We start from the raw sequence: 15,565 nt of genomic DNA, 5'->3' as shown, positions 1-15,565 counted from the left end.
ATACAGTCTAGCCTGCCCGCTCGTCGTTGCAAAATGGCCATATTCCTGGGAGCGTTAAAAAGCATGTCAATATGCGAACAGATACGCGCCCGCCCGGCAACCCGAGCGGAGAAAGGCAGATATTCATTACACCCGGCAGGAAACGATCAGCTCTGCGCGCCACCCTGACACTTGGTTTGCTCCAGCGCTTTCAGCTGGGTCATGCGCTGGTCAGCATGCTTTTGTGCCAGGCTTTTTGCCACGCCATTGCCGATGCCAAAATCACCGATAAATCCGAGCACCGTAAGGCCGTCGAACTCGCCGGTTTTATTGATTTTTGCCTGGGTTTGTTGCTGCGAGGCGATTTGTGACTCGATGCCGGTGCAGTCCAGCGTGGTCGCCTGAACGTTACTGACAGGAGGTGATGAAGGATATTGCTTCAGGGCACAGCCTGACAGCAACAGAGACGCAGTAAGTAAGCAAACTGACTTCAGCATAAAGTACCTGATCCGGGTTGAAGAACAACGTTGACCGGAACAGTATCCGTTATCAACATCTCATCCGATGCCATGAACAATTGGCTAATTTGCTGGCTTATTACACAATCATCTTGCTGGCGCGGCAGCGAAAGCCCCGCGCCAGCCGGTCATCAGTGCTTAAGGATGTACAACGTGCGGCTGTAGGCCACATCTTCCGGGTTGGTGATCGGATAGCCTTTCACCCACGGCTTAATCAGACGTCCATTGGTGTACTGATAAATTGGCGCAATAGGCGACTGGTCGGCAATGATCTGCTCGGCACGGTTGTAATCGCCGTTACGCGCTTCGCTGTTGGTTTCCCGACTGGCTTTATCAATCAGCGCATCGTATTCCGGGCTTTTGAACTTCGCGATGTTGCCGCTGTGAGTCGAGGTCAGCAGGCTGAGGAAGGTCGACGGCTCGTTGTAATCCCCCACCCAGGACGCGCGGATCACATCAAAGTTGCCGGTGTTACGGCTGTCAATATAGGTTTTCCATTCCTGATTTTGCAGCTTAACCGACACCCCAAGATTCTTCTTCCACATGGAGGCGACCGCGATGGCCACCTTCTGGTTGTTTTCCGAGCTGTTGTACAGCAAGGTCAGATCCAGCGGATGGGTTGGGCCATAGCCCGCCGCCGCCAGCAACGCTTTTGCCTGCTGGTTCAGCTCTTCCTGAGAATGCTGCTGCAGGAAACCGGGTTTCGGTTTGAAGCCCGCGGTCACATCTGCGGTGAAGTGCCAGGCCGGTTTCTCACCGGTTCCCAATACTTTTTCGGCGATGATTTTACGGTCGATGCTCCACGAAAGCGCCTTACGCACGCGCACATCGGCCGTCGGTCCTTTGGTGGTATTAAACGCGTAGTAATAGGTGCCCAGCTGATCCGGCGTGTAGACCTGGCCCGGCAGATCTTTCTTCAACATGCTGTACATATTTTTCGGGAAGGACTCGGTGATATCAATATCGTCAGCGCGGTAGCGTTTGGTGGCGCTGGATTCTTCGTTGATCGGCACAAAGGTCACTTTGGTCAGCACGCTGTGGGCGTTATCCCAATAGTGGTCATTGCGCACCAGCACCAGCTTTTCATTGACCACGCGCTCCTGCAGCTTATACGCGCCGTTGCCGACCAGCGTGCCCGGCTGCACCCAGTCTTTCCCTGCTTTTTCAATCACCTTTTCCGGTACCGGATAAAGGCTGAAGTTGGCGGTCAGGCTGACGAAATACGGCACCGGTTTATCCAGCGTGACCTTAAGACGGTGATCGTCCAGTGCGGTGACGCCAAGCTTATCCGGCGTCATCTGCCCTTTGGTGATCGCCCCGGCGTTCTGGATGCCGGCCAGCTCCGCAAACCAGGCAAACGTAGAGCCGATTTTCGGGTCGACTAACCTGCGCCAGCTATACACAAAATCATTGGCGGTCACCGGATCGCCATTCGACCATTTGGCGTCCTTACGCAGGGTGAAAATCCAGGTTTTGTTATCGGTGGTCTGCCACTGCGTTGCCACGCCGGGAATAATGTTGCCTTTTGCATCCTGATTGGTCAGACCCTCGAACAGATCGCGGATCACCTGAATTTCGGGCAGGCCGACCGCTTTTGCCGGATCGAGCGAGGCAGGCTCGTCTTTTATGTGACGGACAATTTCCTGACGTGAGGCCAGTGCCGTTCCGGACGGAACCTCAGCAGCGGAGACAGAAGCAGTGACAGCCAGCGCCAGCAAAGCCAGCGTGAAACGGGAGGAATTGTTCATCAGGACACCTCAACGTAGGGGCAATTAAACGGGCAGATAATCCGACTTTAGCGCAAATCGTTGATAGATAAATAGCATTTTTCGCTACATTGCTCATGGGTTCGGAAAACCGTGACCTGACAGCCCTTTTGTTCCCGGCGCGTTTACGCTAGTTTTAAGTAGACCGTCCAGGTTAGATAAACCTTCAAGGTTAGACAAACCGTCCAGGTTAGACAAACCGTTCAGGAGTGTAAAATCATGTCCCCGATCCATCCGCGCCCGTTACGCGGCAAGCTTGATGCAGTCAGTAAGGTTTATGGTGCCTCGATACTCGGCGCGCCGCTGTTATGGTTTCCTGCTCCGGCGGCTGACGAAGACAGCGGATTGATCCTGGCGGGAACGCACGGTGATGAGACGGCTGCGGTGGTGACGCTCTCCTGTGCGATGCGCACCTTGCTGGAACCGCATCGCCGACATCATGTGGTGCTGGCGGTGAATCCCGACGGTTGCCAGCTGGGGCTGCGGGCCAATTCTCGCGGCGTGGATTTGAACCGCAACTTCCCCGCGGCTAACTGGCAGCCGGGCGACACGGTTTATCGCTGGAACAGCGAGGCCGATGAGCGGGATGTTGTGCTGTCTACCGGCGAAAAACCGGCGTCAGAACCCGAAACGCAGGCCTTGTGTGATTTGATTCATGCGCTGAAGCCGAGTTGGATCGTCACCTTCCACGAGCCGCTGGCCTGCATTGAAGATCCGGATACCAGCCCGTTAGGTCACTGGCTGGCGAAGAAGATGGAACTGCCGCTGGTTACCAGCGTCGGTTATGCCACGCCGGGTTCTTTTGGCAGCTGGTGTGCCGACCTGAGCCTGCCGGTGATCACCGCTGAATTGCCGCCGATCTCCGCCGATGAATCGACGGAGAAATATCTCGGCGCCATGGTCGATCTCCTCAGCTGGCAGCCTTAAAAAGCGATCCGGCCACAGCTGAACGGCAGCGCCGGGTCCACATCCACAGCCAGCCAGGTTGGCCCGTCCAGATCGATAAAACGGGCCGAATTAACCAGCGGCAGCGCGGCGGCGATGGCACGTGAAGTACAAAGCATACATCCCAGCATGATCTCAAAACCGGCCGCTCTGGCTTCCTGCGCCAGGGCCAGCGCTTCGGTCAGACCGCCGGTTTTATCCAGTTTGATGTTGACCATCTCATAGCGACCTTTCAACCCCGCCAGGCTTTCACGGGTGTGGCAACTCTCATCGGCACAAACCGGCAACGGATGGATGAAGTTTGCCAGCGAGGCGTCATCGCCCGCCGGCAGCGGCTGCTCCAGCATCGCCACGCCAAGGTCAGCCAGCAGCTGACAGCGCGCAGCCAGTCCTTCACTGTGCCAGGATTCGTTAGCATCAACAATCAGCGTTGCCTGCGGCACGGCGGTTCTGATCGCCACCAGCCTTTCGGTGATCAACGCATTATCCATTTTGATTTTCAGCAGCCTTGCGCCATTTTCCCACAGCGCCAGCGCCGAGCTGGCCATCATTTCTGGCGCATCAATACTGACGGTTTGCGCCATATCGATAATGAAGGGTTGCGTGGTCCCGGTCAGATGCCAGAGGTTGGTGGACAGCTTTCTGGCCTGCAAATCCCACAGCGCGGAGTCAATCGCATTACGCGCCGCGCCAGCAGGAAGCGCCTGCTGAAGCTGTTCGCGGGTCATTCCCTGTTCAAGCTGGGTGTATAACGCCGCAATTTGCGCCAGCACCGACGCTTCAGTTTCTCCGTAACGGGGATACGGCGTGCATTCACCGACCCCTTTAATTCCCCCTTCCTCCAGTTCCACCACCACCACACCGGCCTCGTTGCGTGAGCCACGGGCAATCACAAAAGGCGTATGCAATGGCCAGGCTTCCGGGTACACCTTTACTGCTCTCATCAACAAATCCTTATTGCGGGGAAGAAAGTGAAAATACACCATCAACATAGTCCTGACTGGAAGGGTTTGGCAATGTGTGAGCCAATTTCACAAATTGCCGATCCTGTTTTAAAATAACAGGGGTTAATCATTATTCAGCATCAGTGAGGGAGGTTCGTTTTGACTATTACTGACGAAGATCAGGAGCACCACGTTATGCTTGGCGAAGCAGCGATGAGTCTTATCTTCAGCAGGCAAGAAATAAGTCCGGCAGCATTACTGCACCAACTGCAGGTAATGGCCGTTGATGAAGACGACGATGACAGGCTGTTGCAGATCGCGCAGACGAGAAAATGGCTGGTTACGCAAAAGAACCACCATGCCGGCACTCCTTCAAAAAATGCGGTTACGGCTTCGGATAGCCAGAACGATCCAGAATCCCGTGGCGCTGATAACCGACCACGCTCATCACAGTCTGACGAAGCGGAAAAGTAAACAGCCTGTATCCGGGGAGGCGGCTCTGCTCCTTCCCCCTGTATTTCCCATCCCTCCCAAATCCCCTCACCGCTTGAAATGCATCCAGTTTTTCTGCAAAACAGGCTGTCGTCGCCGCAGCAACACTAAAAATTCTCTTTGTAACTCCCTGATAACAAATAGCTAGCACTTTATGCCTAAAATAGCATCCCTGGATAACCCGGAAATTCTGTACAAGCTTGCTTTACATGTATAACTTTAACGCCGAAAACGTGGATAAAATTTGAACTTTATGACTGAGAGGGCAGCTTAATGCATCAGGGCGGATCGCACCCAAAGACTGAAAATGACATCAGTCGTTATTTTAATGAGGCCGTGTTGCCTTCTCAGCAGGAAACATTGGGCCAGATAGTGGTGGAGATTTTGCGTTCAGGCAAAAATCTTAACCGTAAATCACTTTGTTCTAAACTGCTCACCCGGCTGGAACTGGCGTCAGGTCCGGAGCAGGAGCAACACTACCACGAACTGATTGGTCTGCTATTCGGCCGCCGGGGCTGAACGCAGTCTTAATGATTCAGAGATGTTGGTATGGATAAAAACGACGAAGAAAAACGGGTTGATATTCTACTGGGCGAAGCAGTGATGGTCTTGCTTAAGGAAGATGCGGCAATCAGTAATGCTGCGTTGATCAAGCAGATGAGGCTCCAGTCCGAAATGGAAACGGACCCGCGACAAAAGCGTGCTTACCGACTGGCGGTAAGTGAAGTGAGAAACTATGCTTCTGCCGGCACGCCACTACCCCGTCATCAAGTTCACAATCGTGACAAGAAACGGCCCCTTGTAAATCAAGGGCCACCAGACGGCAGCAAAAAACATTGATTTAATTTTACGCTGGCATTACGCCAGTTTTTGTAACTTTATAAGGTCTTACACATGCAACAGCAAAGCACAGAATCCGAAATCCTCTCGTTTTTTAAAGCAGAAGGTGACGTCCTCGCGCAGGAAACGGCTGTCATCGGCATGGTAATCCGCGAGATTGCCACCAAAGGACAGCATGTTAATAACAAGGCCATCATCCTTAAGCTTATTGAGAAACTGGAAACGACGTCCGATGTGGTTCAGTTGGATATCTACCGCCAGGCGCTGGAAGTGGTCGTAGGCCGAACGCCAGACGACGCATAAGAGACTCGTCAATTGCTAGCAGTGAATGATAATTGCTAGCAATTGCGGTTTTACCGGTCAGGTTTAATGAAAACTTTCCAGCAGATATCGGAAGGCCTGCTGATAGATAGATTGAAGATGCTTATCGCGGGTTGCCGTGCTGTGGGCTTGCAGCATAATTAACACATTCTTCTTTTCCAAAGGCTCGCCAGCTTCCAACAATGCAGATACCGCTCTGCCAATCACCGCATAGATTTCTGAAGGATAATCTTTATCTTTGCCCTGCACATCTCCTCCGTATCAGACTGGCCAGACTCAACATTTTATCATCAGATAAGGGTTCCAAAAACCCGGAATAAGCAGATACAGATACTTCCTATACGTGCCTTTATCATTATAGACATTCTGCACAAATCGGGAATATTATTTACGGCACCTTCTTGAAAGTATTAATTATATTTAATTAATTGCCTGAAAAGTATTCCAGCGTTTCATGCCGATATTTCTCTGACCTGTTGCCTGCCAGTCAAAATTTGAACAACATTCGCATCCGAATAAAAAACCTCTATACTGGAACCGCTGTCAGACCATGGCACTCAACATCCTGACTATATAAAAACAATTTTATGGAATCCTCAATGCTGTCTACTCTCCTCTACCGCAGCCATATTTGTGATGATGTTCCGGTCAAAGCACTGAAGAACCTCTTATTAAAAGCCAATAAAAATAATGAATTAAACGAGGTTACCGGGATCCTGCTGTTTAACGGCACCCATTTCTTCCAGCTGCTGGAAGGCCCTGAACAGGCTGTAAAAACCATTTACGAACATATTTGCCTCGATAAACGTCACCATAATCTGGTCGAGTTAATGCGCGACTATGCCCCTTCCCGCCGCTTTGGCAATGCCGGAATGGAACTGTTCGATTTGCGCCTTCACGATCGCGATACGGTGCTGCAGGCGGTGTTGGATAAAGGGACCTCTAAGTATCAACTGACTTACGACGACCGCGCGTTACAGTTTCTGCGCTCTTTTGTCGAGGCGCGTGAAAGTGAAGAGTATTTTGAAATTCCGCCTGCCGTTAACTGGAACTTTGTCAGCGATGCTGAGCCTGACGAAAATGATCGTCAGTTCCCTGAGCAGGGATACAGTTTTGCTTTCCAGCCGATCGTCGACCCGTTATCCCAAAAGATCGTTTCACTTGAAGCGCTGATGCGTAGTGCTTCCGGGCTGAACCCGCTGGACTATTTCGACACCCTGCCTCGTAATGAACTTTACGAACTGGATATCAAGTCTAAGAAAGTGGTGTTTGAAATGGCTAAAAAAATGGGCATCGAGGGACTGACGCTTTCCATTAATTTACTGCCGATGTCACTGGTGATGGTGCCTGATGCGGTAGATTTCCTGATCCAGCAGATCGATGCCAACGGCTTAGTGCCCGAGCAAATCGTGATTGAGGTAACCGAAAACGAAGTTATCTCGCGCCCGGACGAGTTTTCGCTGGCCATAAAACAGTTAAGAGCCGCAGGCTTCAATCTGGCCATTGATGATTTTGGTGCTGGATCCGCCGGTTTATTACTGCTGGCCCGGTTCCAACCGGACCGTGTCAAAATCGATCGCTACATTATTAATGACGTGCATAAAAGCGGCCCAAAACAGGCGATTGTGCACGCCATCATTAAGTGTTGTCAGTCGCTGAACATCGGGGTGATTGCGGAAGGTGTCGAGCAGCCGGAAGAGTGGATGTGGCTGGAGTCCGCCGGGATCAGTCATTTCCAGGGCTTCCTGTTTGCGACCCCAAAACTTGAGGCAGTCCCTGCGGTGGCCTGGCCTGAACTGAACGAAGACGTGTTCTGATACGCTGTTTGTTACGGATTTATCTGTGTGCGATCGCCAGCATGACATACACTCAGTGCTGGGTTTACTGCGCTTATAAGGAAAAATTATGTCTCAGACAGTTCATTTTCAAGGCAACCCGGTTGCCGTTGCAGGTCAGATCCCCGAGAAGGGCGAAGCCGCTAAGCCATTTACACTGGTCGCTAAAGACCTGTCGGAAGTCTCTCTGACTCAGTATGCCGGCAAGCGTAAAGTGCTTAACATCTTCCCAAGCGTCGATACCGGCGTGTGTGCCACTTCCGTACGCAAATTTAACCAGCTGGCAGGTGAAGTGAGCAACACGGTCGTGCTGTGTATTTCTGCCGACTTACCTTTTGCTCAGTCCCGCTTCTGCGGCTCTGAAGGCTTAAGCAACGTGGTCACCCTTTCCACGCTGCGTGGCAGTGATTTCAAACAGGATTATGGTGTGGCGATTGCTGATGGCCCGTTGAAAGGTCTGGCGGCGCGCGCAGTGGTGATTCTGGATGAGCAGGACAAGGTGATTTACAGCCAGTTGGTTAACGAGATCACCACTGAGCCGGAGTATGATGCGGCGCTGGCTGCTTTAAAGTAATGGCAAACGTTGAGTGAAGGGAGCAGGCCTCCTTTCGTCAGCGCGGCATATAAAACAGGGCGGAGTGTTTCCGCCCTGTTTTTTTTGTTTAAAGGTAGGGATAACGGGACTGGCGTTCAGGAACGGTTCTCAGGATCGGCTTTCTTTTGGCTGAGCCCGTATTCACGCAGTTTATTGGCAATCGCGGTGTGAGACACGCCCAGTCGTTTTGCCAGTTTGCGCGTGCTGGGATACGAGAGATAAAGCCGGGTTAAGATTGAACGCTCAAAGCGGCTGGTAATCTCATCCAGCGACCCTTCCATCACTTCCTCGCCTAACGGCATCTCCATGGCGAACTCCGGCAGGATGATATCCTGCGGACGCAGTTCATGACCTTCAAGCTGAGTCAGCGCCCGATACAACGCATTCTTTAACTGGCGCACGTTACCCGGCCAGGTATAACGGCTGAGGAACGCATTCAGCTGTGGCGCGAGTTTTGGTCTGGCCACGCCCTGCTCATCGGCAAACCGGGCCACAAACATTTCGGTCAACGGCAGAATATCCTGCGGTCGATCGCGCAGCGGTGGCAGGTTTAGCGTCAGGACATTGAGGCGGTAGAACAGATCTTCGCGGAACTCCCCGCGATGCACCATTTCGGTCAGATTCTTCTGCGTGGCACAGATCACCCGCACATCCACATGCACTTCATGTTCTTCGCCCACGCGGCGGAAGGTGCCGTCATTGAGGAAACGCAGCAGCTTGGTCTGCATCCTTGGGGTCATTTCGCCAATTTCATCCAGTAGCACGGAGCCGCCGCTGGCCTGTTCGAAGAAGCCCTTCTTGCCTTCCAGCGCGTTCGGATAGGCCCCGGCCGCATGGCCAAACAGTTCGCTTTCGGCCACATCGTCCGGCAACGAGGCGCAGTTCAGCGCCAGGAACGGCTTTTTGCCCCGCGCACTGCGCAGATGACAGGCACGGGCCAGCATATCTTTGCCGGTGCCGGTATCGCCGACAATCAGCAAGGGTGCATCAAGCATCGCCAGTTTGCGCGCCTGATCGACCACCTGACGCATTTTCGGCGTCACCACGACGATGTGGTCAAATTCGCTGTCGTCATTCACCGCCAGGTTTTGCAACTGCTGGCCCATTCTGGCGGTGGATTTCAACATGACCACCGCACCCACCGGGTTAACCACCTCACCCGCGGCGTAAATCGGGGTGATCTCCATCAGGAAATCGCGCCCCTGAATCACCACGTGGTGAGCCTGAGGTTCAATGCGCTCATTCTCCAGCCAGCGTTGAAAGTTGAAACCGGGGATAAGTGCACCGGCGCCAAAATTACGCATCTTCTCTTCGTTGAGCGCAAACAATCCCTGTGCCGCCGGGTTCGCCAGCTCCACTTTGCTTTTCATGTCGATAGAAAACACCGGTTCCGGCAGCGCGACCAGCAGCGCGCTGAGCGCACGGTGTTCACGTTCCGAAGGAAGGAAGTTGACGGTTCTGACATCGGTTACGCTGGGAATGCGGCGGATTTCTGCCATAAGCTGGCTGAACAGTTCAAATTCAACCGGACTGAAGTTGAGGTAGATGCGCCCGATTGAGGCAATTTCAATTCCGCGCAAATCGATGTTTCGCTCCACCAGGAGATCGAGCAATTCGCGGGTAAGACCAAGTCGGTCCTGGCAAAAAACTTCCAGACGCATAAGGGGCAACCTTTCATTATTCGGGCTTTGACTGATGATACTCTATCGGCGTGAGCGCCAGTAGTGGTCTGGAAGGAAAAGTTGACAGGGACCGTGCTGAATGCGCACCAACCCAGCAATAATCCGGGTTGGCGCGTAAACTTTCGACTATTTTTCGGGGTTTACTGGCCCTTTTTGCAGGGTTTCTTTCAGCTGGATAATCAGATCGCGACGGAAATCACCCAGACGGGGTTTGTCACCTTCAATCCACGGCAGCGGACGGCACAATTCCATGGTTTTGATCCCCAACCTGGCGGTCAGCAGCCCGGCACCAATCCCCTGCGCGGCACGGGCAGAAAAGCGCGCGGCCAGATCCTGAGACATCCAGTCCATCCCCACTTCCCTGACCAGTTCGGACGCACCGGCAAACGCGATATTCAGCAGCACCAGACGGAACAGGCGGATACGGCTAAAGTAGCCCAATTCAATGCCATAAATGGCGGCGATACGGTTCACCAGACGCAGGTTTCGCCAGGCGATAAACGCCATATCCACCAGCGCCAGCGGGCTGACGGCAATCATCAGGGTCGACTCAGCCGAACTGCGGCCAATTTCACGCCTGGCCTGACGATCTAACACCGGTTGAACCAGCTGGGCATACAGACCGACGATTTCGCGATCGTTGTGGGTTTCATGCAGCGAGGCATGCCAGCGTTGCAGCGCCGGATGTCCCTGATCCAGCCCGGCCTGTCTGGCCAGCTTTTCACAGAACGCCCGCCCTTTGCCCATACCGTGACTGGTGAGTAATTCCCGCGCCACATCCCTTTCTTCCGCACGCTCACGCAGGCGATACAGGCGACGCCATTCGGCAATCAGTGAACCCGCGCCGGCAAACACTATTAACCCACCGGCGACACAGCCGCCCATCGCTATCCAGTCCTGCTGGAGCCAGGCATTGTGCGCCCACTGCACGCCCTGCGCGACCACGCTGATCCCCAGTACGGCCAGACCGGCCTTGACCATTTTGCGCCACAGACTGCGTTTTGGCCGCAGGGCCGCTTCAACCACGCGTTCACCTTCGCCCTCCTCGACAGGCTCAAGATCGGGATCTTCCGGGACGAAAACCGCATTCTGCTGCTCAAATGCCTGTGCCGCCTTCAGATTCGGCAGCGTTTCGGCTTCCAGCGGCTTGGCAAAATCAATTCGAGGTTTAATTGGCGTATTCATCGCAATTTATCTCCCAGTAAAAACTCCAGCGCCGCATCCATCCTGATGTGCGGCAGAGGACGATCAACATCCACATCCTGTGGCCGGAATTGTTCAAAATGAAAACCCTGCTGCTGCCAAAATGCGTTGCCCGGCAGGCGTGGCGGCACTTCACCGGGATAGACGGTGAGCGGTTCGTTATCCGCCAGGCGATGACCGCGCAATGCCGGGATCTTCTCACCCTGATGATCCACCAAGCCACTTTGGGTCGCCTGCACCGAGGCCAGGCCCATACAGTCCATGGTGATGCCTTCAAACGCCGCGTTCTGCCAGGCGTCCTGCACCAGCTGCTGCAGCAGTGACACCAGATTGGCGTGCTGATCCGCGGTGACGTGATCGGATTTGGTGGCGGCAAACAGCAGCTTATCGATTACCGGCGAGAACAGACGGCGGAACAGCGTGCGCTGCCCGTAGGAGAAGCTCTGCATCAACTGGGTCAACGCGAGGCGCATATCGTTAAACGCCTGCGGGCCACTGTTCAGCGGTTGCAGACAGTCGACCAGCACGATCTGGCGGTCGAATTTCAGGAAGTAGTTTTTATAGAAACCTTTGACCACATGCTGGCAATAGTAGTTAAAGCGCGCGCGCAGCATACCGATGTTGCTACTGGCGTCCGCCTGCGCCAGTCGGGCTTCCTGACCCTCATCCAGCTGTGGCCACGGGAAGAACTGCAGCGCGGGCGCGCCGGCCATATCGCCGGGCAGCACAAAGCGACCAGGCTGAATAAAATGCAGGCCTTCCTGCTTACATTTCAGCAGGTATTCCGTCCAGGCCGCCGCAATTTCACCCAGCCGATTTTCATCAGCCGGTGCCAGCGGATCCAGACCTTCGCACAGGGTTTTCCAGCGTTCAGACCAGCTGGCGCGATCGCCCTGCAACAAACCGGTCATCTGCCGCGACCAGCCGAGGTAATCCTGGGCCAGCATCGGTAAATCCAGCAGCCACTCGCCGGGATAGTCGACAATTTCCAGATAGAGCGTTGAGGTATCTTTGAAATGCCGCAGCAGCGATTCTCGTGAACGATAGCGCAGCGCCAGGCGCATTTCGCTGACGCCGCGGGTTGGCGTTGGCCAGTCCGGCGGCGACGCATAAAGCTGGGAGAGACCTTCGTCGTAGGTGAAGCGCTGAATGCCCATATCACGCTGAGGCACGCGCTTAACGCCTAACAGCCGCTCTTCGCGAACGGCGGAAAACATCGGCAGGCGCGCGCCGGAATTCACATTAAGTAATTGATTAACCAGAGAGGTGATAAAAGCGGTTTTCCCGCTGCGGCTGAGGCCAGTGACAGCAAGGCGCAGGTGGCGATCCGCGCCCCGATTCACCAGCGACAGCAATTCATTTTGAAGTCGGTTCATTGTGGTGTCGGCACCTTTTATTGTTCTTTTTACAGCAGTATTCGGGACGGCAAGTGTAGCAAATTAAGGCAAGGTTTTAGACTTATTCCAGCGGGCGGAAGCGCCACGCACCGCACGACGCAGTAAGGGTTCCAGTGCCCAGGCAAGGAAGATTTTCAGCGGACGGTGGGCGACAGATTTAACCGCCCAACCGGCCAGACCGCCTGGTCCATACGTCAGTGCGCTAATCAGCACAAATTTCCCCACCCTCTTGAACGCGGGCGCGGCGTTACTTTTTACAGATGATTGCCAGTTACGCATAAATGTACTCCTGAAAAGAAGAGAAAGGCCCGCGAACGAGCCCGCTCAGAGGGATTATAGCTGACGAAAACGGCTGCGGACGCTGAAGGTTTCCGAGGTAACGTAACGCTCCATGTTCCTCAGGCTGGCTTCGCCGCCGTTGAGCTCGGCGCCCAGTTGATCCAGCAGCTGGTGCGCAGTTGGTGCTCTTTCGCCATTTCTGTCCAGTTCATCTGGCATCTCATCCAGCAAAAACGCCAGGCCAAAATAGGCGATCAGGGTGAAGAAAAACAGGCCAAAGAACATCGACAGCACCACAATCACCCGCACCAGACGTACCGGGATATCCAGATATTCGGCCACGCCGGCGCAAACGCCCTTCACTTTGCCGCGAGCAGGAATGCGGTAAAGCTTTTTGCCCTTAATGGTTACGCCGCTCATGGCTGCCTCCAGTTCGGGTGCTCTGCATCCAGAATTTCTTCCAGTGCCTGCACGCGCTCACGCATCCGTTTAGCATCCTGAGTTAACTGCTGCAGACGCTGCAGTTCACCTTGTGACAGCTCAGCGCCGTTGTTCTGACGGTTGCTGTAATGAAGCCATAACCAGATCGGTGCCACAAACAGCACGAAAATCGTCAGGGGTATGGCCAGAAATAACGCGCTCATTCATTCTCCTTGAAATATCGACCTGAACATTTTCAGGAACGGGCATCCAGCCAGGGATGCCGGGCACAGGCATTACTCACTGCGGTTCATTTTGGCTTTTAACGCCGCCAGCTGCTCACTGATTTCATCATCGGCGTGCAGGTCAGCAAATTCCTGATCCAACGTTTTCTTTTTACCAAAGCTCTGGCTTTCGGCTTCGGCTTCCATATGATCGATACGGCGTTCAAAGGATTCGAAACGGGCCATCGCTTCATCAATTTTACCGCTGTCCAGCTGACGACGCACGTCACGTGAAGAAGAAGCGGCCTGATGACGTAAGGTCAGGGCCTGCTGACGGGCGCGGGTTTCGGTGAGTTTTTTCTCCAGCTCGCCAATTTCGCCTTTCATACGGGTCAGCGTCTCTTCAACCTGCTCAGCTTCACGCTTCAGTGACACAATCAGCTCGGTCAGCTTCTGTTTTTCGATCAGCGCCGCACGGGCCAGATCGTCTTTCTCTTTACGCAGCGCCAGCTCGGCTTTGTCCTGCCATTCGGTCTGCTGTGCTTCAGCCTGGTCGATACGACGCACCAGCTGTTTCTTTTCTGCCAGCGCACGGGCGGAGGTCGAGCGCACTTCGACCAGCGTGTCTTCCATTTCCTGAATCATCAGGCGTACCAGCTTTTGCGGATCCTCTGCTTTCTCCAGCAGCGAATTGATATTGGCGTTCACGATATCGGCAAAGCGAGAAAAAATACCCATAATCAAAGTCCTCGGTAGTGTCTTATTGAATGTGCGCAGTGATCTGCGTCGACGCTATTACCTATTCAAATCGCGTGCCAACTTTTATCTTATTGATTTATGGGCATTCTCAGTGTTTACAGGCTGATGCCAATTGGTTAATGTGGTGTAAATAACTAACATCTGGTGAATTTAATGAGCGAAAATAACGAGACGTTGCTCGGCGAGTCAAATAACTTCCTTGAAGTGCTTGAGCAGGTTTCCCGTCTGGCGCCGTTGAACAAGCCGGTGTTGGTCATTGGCGAGCGGGGAACCGGGAAAGAGCTGATCGCCAGCCGTTTGCATTACCTGTCCGACCGCTGGCAGGGGCCGTTTATCTCCCTTAACTGTGCGGCGCTCAATGAAAACCTGCTGGATTCGGAGCTGTTCGGCCATGAAGCCGGCGCCTTTACCGGCGCGCAAAAGCGCCATCTGGGCCGCTTCGAACGTGCTGATGGCGGCACCCTATTCCTCGATGAGCTGGCCACCGCACCGATGCTGGTACAGGAAAAACTGCTGCGGGTAATTGAGTACGGGCATTTGGAGCGCGTGGGCGGCAGCCAGCCGCTGCAGGTGAGCGTGCGGCTGGTCTGTGCCACCAACGATGATTTGCCGCTGCTGGCGCAGGAGGGAAAATTCCGCGCCGACCTGCTCGATCGCCTGGCGTTTGATGTGGTTCAGCTGCCGCCATTGCGCGAACGCCGCAGCGATATTCTGGTGATGGCCGAGCATTTTGCCATTCAGATGTGCCGCGAGCTTGGCCTGCCGCTGTTCCCAGGTTTTTCGGCGCAGGCAAAGCAGATTCTGCTGGACTACGGCTGGCCGGGTAACGTCCGCGAGTTAAAGAATGTGGTTGAGCGCTCGGTCTATCGCCATAGCGAAGTCGATCAGGAGCTGGACAGCATCATTATCAACCCTTTTAAGCGCCAGCAGCCTGCCAGGGAGACTGAAGTGGCTGAGGCTGGCAGCCTGCCGGATTTACCTCTGGATCTGCGCCGCTGGCAGAATCAGCAGGAGAAAGATCTGCTGGATAAAAGCCTGGCTCAGGCCCGCTATAGCCAGCGTCGCGCAGCGGAATTACTGGGCGTTACCTATCACCAGCTGCGCGCGATGATGAAAAAGCACGGCATCAATGTCGATAAGTAAGCCCTGACGGCAGACAAAAAAAAAGCCCGCTCGAGGCGGGCTAAAAAATACTGGAAGCAATGTGAGCAATGTCGTGCTCTTCTTCGGTAGAGCCACCGTCGAAGTGCAGGAGAATAATAATCATTCGCAGTATCAACTGTAAAGCACTTTGTTGAGAATATTTCTCATTACCATAGCAACATTGGGCGTATTCTGAACACCCCTGAACAGTGCAGGGAAACCT

Annotated in this window: 19 protein-coding genes; 8 read left to right on the top strand and 11 right to left on the bottom strand. The window is 54.0% G+C overall.

Annotated features, from left to right (window positions below; genetic code table 11):
- Positions 1-146: 146 nt before the first annotated feature.
- Positions 147-476 carry a hypothetical protein gene (locus tag AC0IXH_RS05705; RefSeq protein ID WP_013202308.1) on the bottom strand — a complete coding sequence of 110 codons (330 nt, stop codon included), beginning with the start codon at positions 474-476 and terminating at the stop codon, positions 147-149.
- A 152-nt stretch (positions 477-628) separates the two neighbouring features.
- A complete protein-coding gene (locus AC0IXH_RS05700; protein ID WP_471720134.1) occupies positions 629-2,245 on the bottom strand; it encodes a peptide ABC transporter substrate-binding protein in 1,617 nt (538 codons plus the stop codon).
- Positions 2,246-2,482: 237 nt separating this feature from the next.
- Here AC0IXH_RS05700 and mpaA point away from each other — a divergent pair, with 237 nt between their 5' ends.
- A complete protein-coding gene (gene mpaA, locus AC0IXH_RS05695; RefSeq protein WP_346594513.1) occupies positions 2,483-3,190 on the top strand; it encodes a murein tripeptide amidase MpaA in 708 nt (235 codons plus the stop codon).
- Here the strand turns inward: mpaA and ycjG are convergent.
- Positions 3,187-4,152 carry an L-Ala-D/L-Glu epimerase gene (gene ycjG / locus AC0IXH_RS05690; protein ID WP_013202311.1) on the bottom strand — a complete coding sequence of 322 codons (966 nt, stop codon included), beginning with the start codon at positions 4,150-4,152 and terminating at the stop codon, positions 3,187-3,189. The two genes, mpaA and ycjG, sit on opposite strands and share 4 nt — an antisense overlap.
- 159 nt (positions 4,153-4,311) lie before the next feature.
- Between ycjG and AC0IXH_RS05685 the strand changes: the two genes are divergently transcribed.
- From AC0IXH_RS05685 to AC0IXH_RS05670, 4 genes are all read left to right on the top strand, one after another.
- Complete coding sequence (locus AC0IXH_RS05685; RefSeq protein ID WP_157868020.1) at positions 4,312-4,626, top strand: hypothetical protein; 315 nt, start codon at positions 4,312-4,314, stop codon at positions 4,624-4,626.
- 291 nt (positions 4,627-4,917) lie between these two features.
- Positions 4,918-5,163, top strand: a complete 246-nt coding sequence (gene ycgZ / locus AC0IXH_RS05680) for a regulatory protein YcgZ (RefSeq protein ID WP_013202313.1) — start codon at positions 4,918-4,920, stop codon at positions 5,161-5,163.
- Positions 5,164-5,193: 30 nt separating this feature from the next.
- Positions 5,194-5,484: a hypothetical protein gene (locus tag AC0IXH_RS05675; protein ID WP_013202314.1), complete on the top strand. Its 291-nt coding sequence runs from the start codon at positions 5,194-5,196 to the stop codon at positions 5,482-5,484.
- Between the two features lie 54 nt (positions 5,485-5,538).
- Positions 5,539-5,787 carry a biofilm/acid-resistance regulator YmgB/AriR gene (locus AC0IXH_RS05670; protein ID WP_013202315.1) on the top strand — a complete coding sequence of 83 codons (249 nt, stop codon included), beginning with the start codon at positions 5,539-5,541 and terminating at the stop codon, positions 5,785-5,787.
- A 63-nt stretch (positions 5,788-5,850) separates the two neighbouring features.
- Here AC0IXH_RS05670 and AC0IXH_RS05665 read toward each other — a convergent pair whose 3' ends face one another.
- The gene (locus tag AC0IXH_RS05665; protein WP_013202316.1) at positions 5,851-6,054 is read right to left on the bottom strand and encodes a hypothetical protein; all 204 of its coding nucleotides are present in this window, start codon (positions 6,052-6,054) and stop codon (positions 5,851-5,853) included.
- A gap of 350 nt (positions 6,055-6,404) precedes the next feature.
- Here AC0IXH_RS05665 and AC0IXH_RS05660 point away from each other — a divergent pair, with 350 nt between their 5' ends.
- Together AC0IXH_RS05660 and tpx are read left to right on the top strand one after the other, a co-directional pair.
- Complete coding sequence (locus tag AC0IXH_RS05660; RefSeq protein ID WP_471720133.1) at positions 6,405-7,622, top strand: diguanylate phosphodiesterase; 1,218 nt, start codon at positions 6,405-6,407, stop codon at positions 7,620-7,622.
- An 88-nt stretch (positions 7,623-7,710) separates the two neighbouring features.
- Positions 7,711-8,214 (top strand): thiol peroxidase, encoded by a 504-nt coding sequence (tpx, locus tag AC0IXH_RS05655; protein ID WP_013202318.1) that lies wholly within the window; start codon positions 7,711-7,713, stop codon positions 8,212-8,214.
- A 116-nt stretch (positions 8,215-8,330) separates the two neighbouring features.
- Here the strand turns inward: tpx and tyrR are convergent, their stop codons facing one another.
- The 7 genes from tyrR to pspA form a co-directional block, all read right to left on the bottom strand.
- Positions 8,331-9,896, bottom strand: a complete 1,566-nt coding sequence (tyrR, locus tag AC0IXH_RS05650) for a transcriptional regulator TyrR (RefSeq protein ID WP_471720132.1) — start codon at positions 9,894-9,896, stop codon at positions 8,331-8,333.
- A gap of 147 nt (positions 9,897-10,043) precedes the next feature.
- Positions 10,044-11,102 carry a YcjF family protein gene (locus tag AC0IXH_RS05645; RefSeq protein ID WP_346594511.1) on the bottom strand — a complete coding sequence of 353 codons (1,059 nt, stop codon included), beginning with the start codon at positions 11,100-11,102 and terminating at the stop codon, positions 10,044-10,046.
- On the bottom strand, positions 11,099-12,496 hold the full coding sequence (locus AC0IXH_RS05640; protein WP_471720131.1) for a YcjX family GTP-binding protein: 1,398 nt from the start codon (positions 12,494-12,496) through the stop codon (positions 11,099-11,101). Before AC0IXH_RS05640 ends, AC0IXH_RS05645 begins: the two co-directional genes overlap by 4 nt.
- A 63-nt stretch (positions 12,497-12,559) precedes the next feature.
- Complete coding sequence (gene pspD / locus AC0IXH_RS05635) at positions 12,560-12,796, bottom strand: phage shock protein PspD (protein WP_013202322.1); 237 nt, start codon at positions 12,794-12,796, stop codon at positions 12,560-12,562.
- A gap of 54 nt (positions 12,797-12,850) precedes the next feature.
- Positions 12,851-13,216, bottom strand: coding sequence for an envelope stress response membrane protein PspC (gene pspC / locus AC0IXH_RS05630; protein WP_013202323.1), 366 nt, complete (start codon positions 13,214-13,216; stop codon positions 12,851-12,853).
- Positions 13,213-13,440 carry an envelope stress response membrane protein PspB gene (pspB, locus tag AC0IXH_RS05625; RefSeq protein ID WP_013202324.1) on the bottom strand — a complete coding sequence of 76 codons (228 nt, stop codon included), beginning with the start codon at positions 13,438-13,440 and terminating at the stop codon, positions 13,213-13,215. Before pspB ends, pspC begins: the two co-directional genes overlap by 4 nt.
- A gap of 72 nt (positions 13,441-13,512) precedes the next feature.
- Entirely contained in the window at positions 13,513-14,178 is a 666-nt protein-coding gene (pspA, locus tag AC0IXH_RS05620) for a phage shock protein PspA (protein ID WP_013202325.1), read from the bottom strand.
- 174 nt (positions 14,179-14,352) lie between these two features.
- Between pspA and pspF the strand changes: the two genes are divergently transcribed.
- On the top strand, positions 14,353-15,342 hold the full coding sequence (pspF, locus tag AC0IXH_RS05615; protein WP_013202326.1) for a phage shock protein operon transcriptional activator: 990 nt from the start codon (positions 14,353-14,355) through the stop codon (positions 15,340-15,342).
- Positions 15,343-15,565 lie beyond the last annotated feature (223 nt).

It is taken from the genome of Erwinia sp. AC075, from assembly GCF_979253995.1.
Note: the sequence above shows the minus strand (reverse complement) of the source record. Positions and strands in the feature narration are given on the sequence as shown.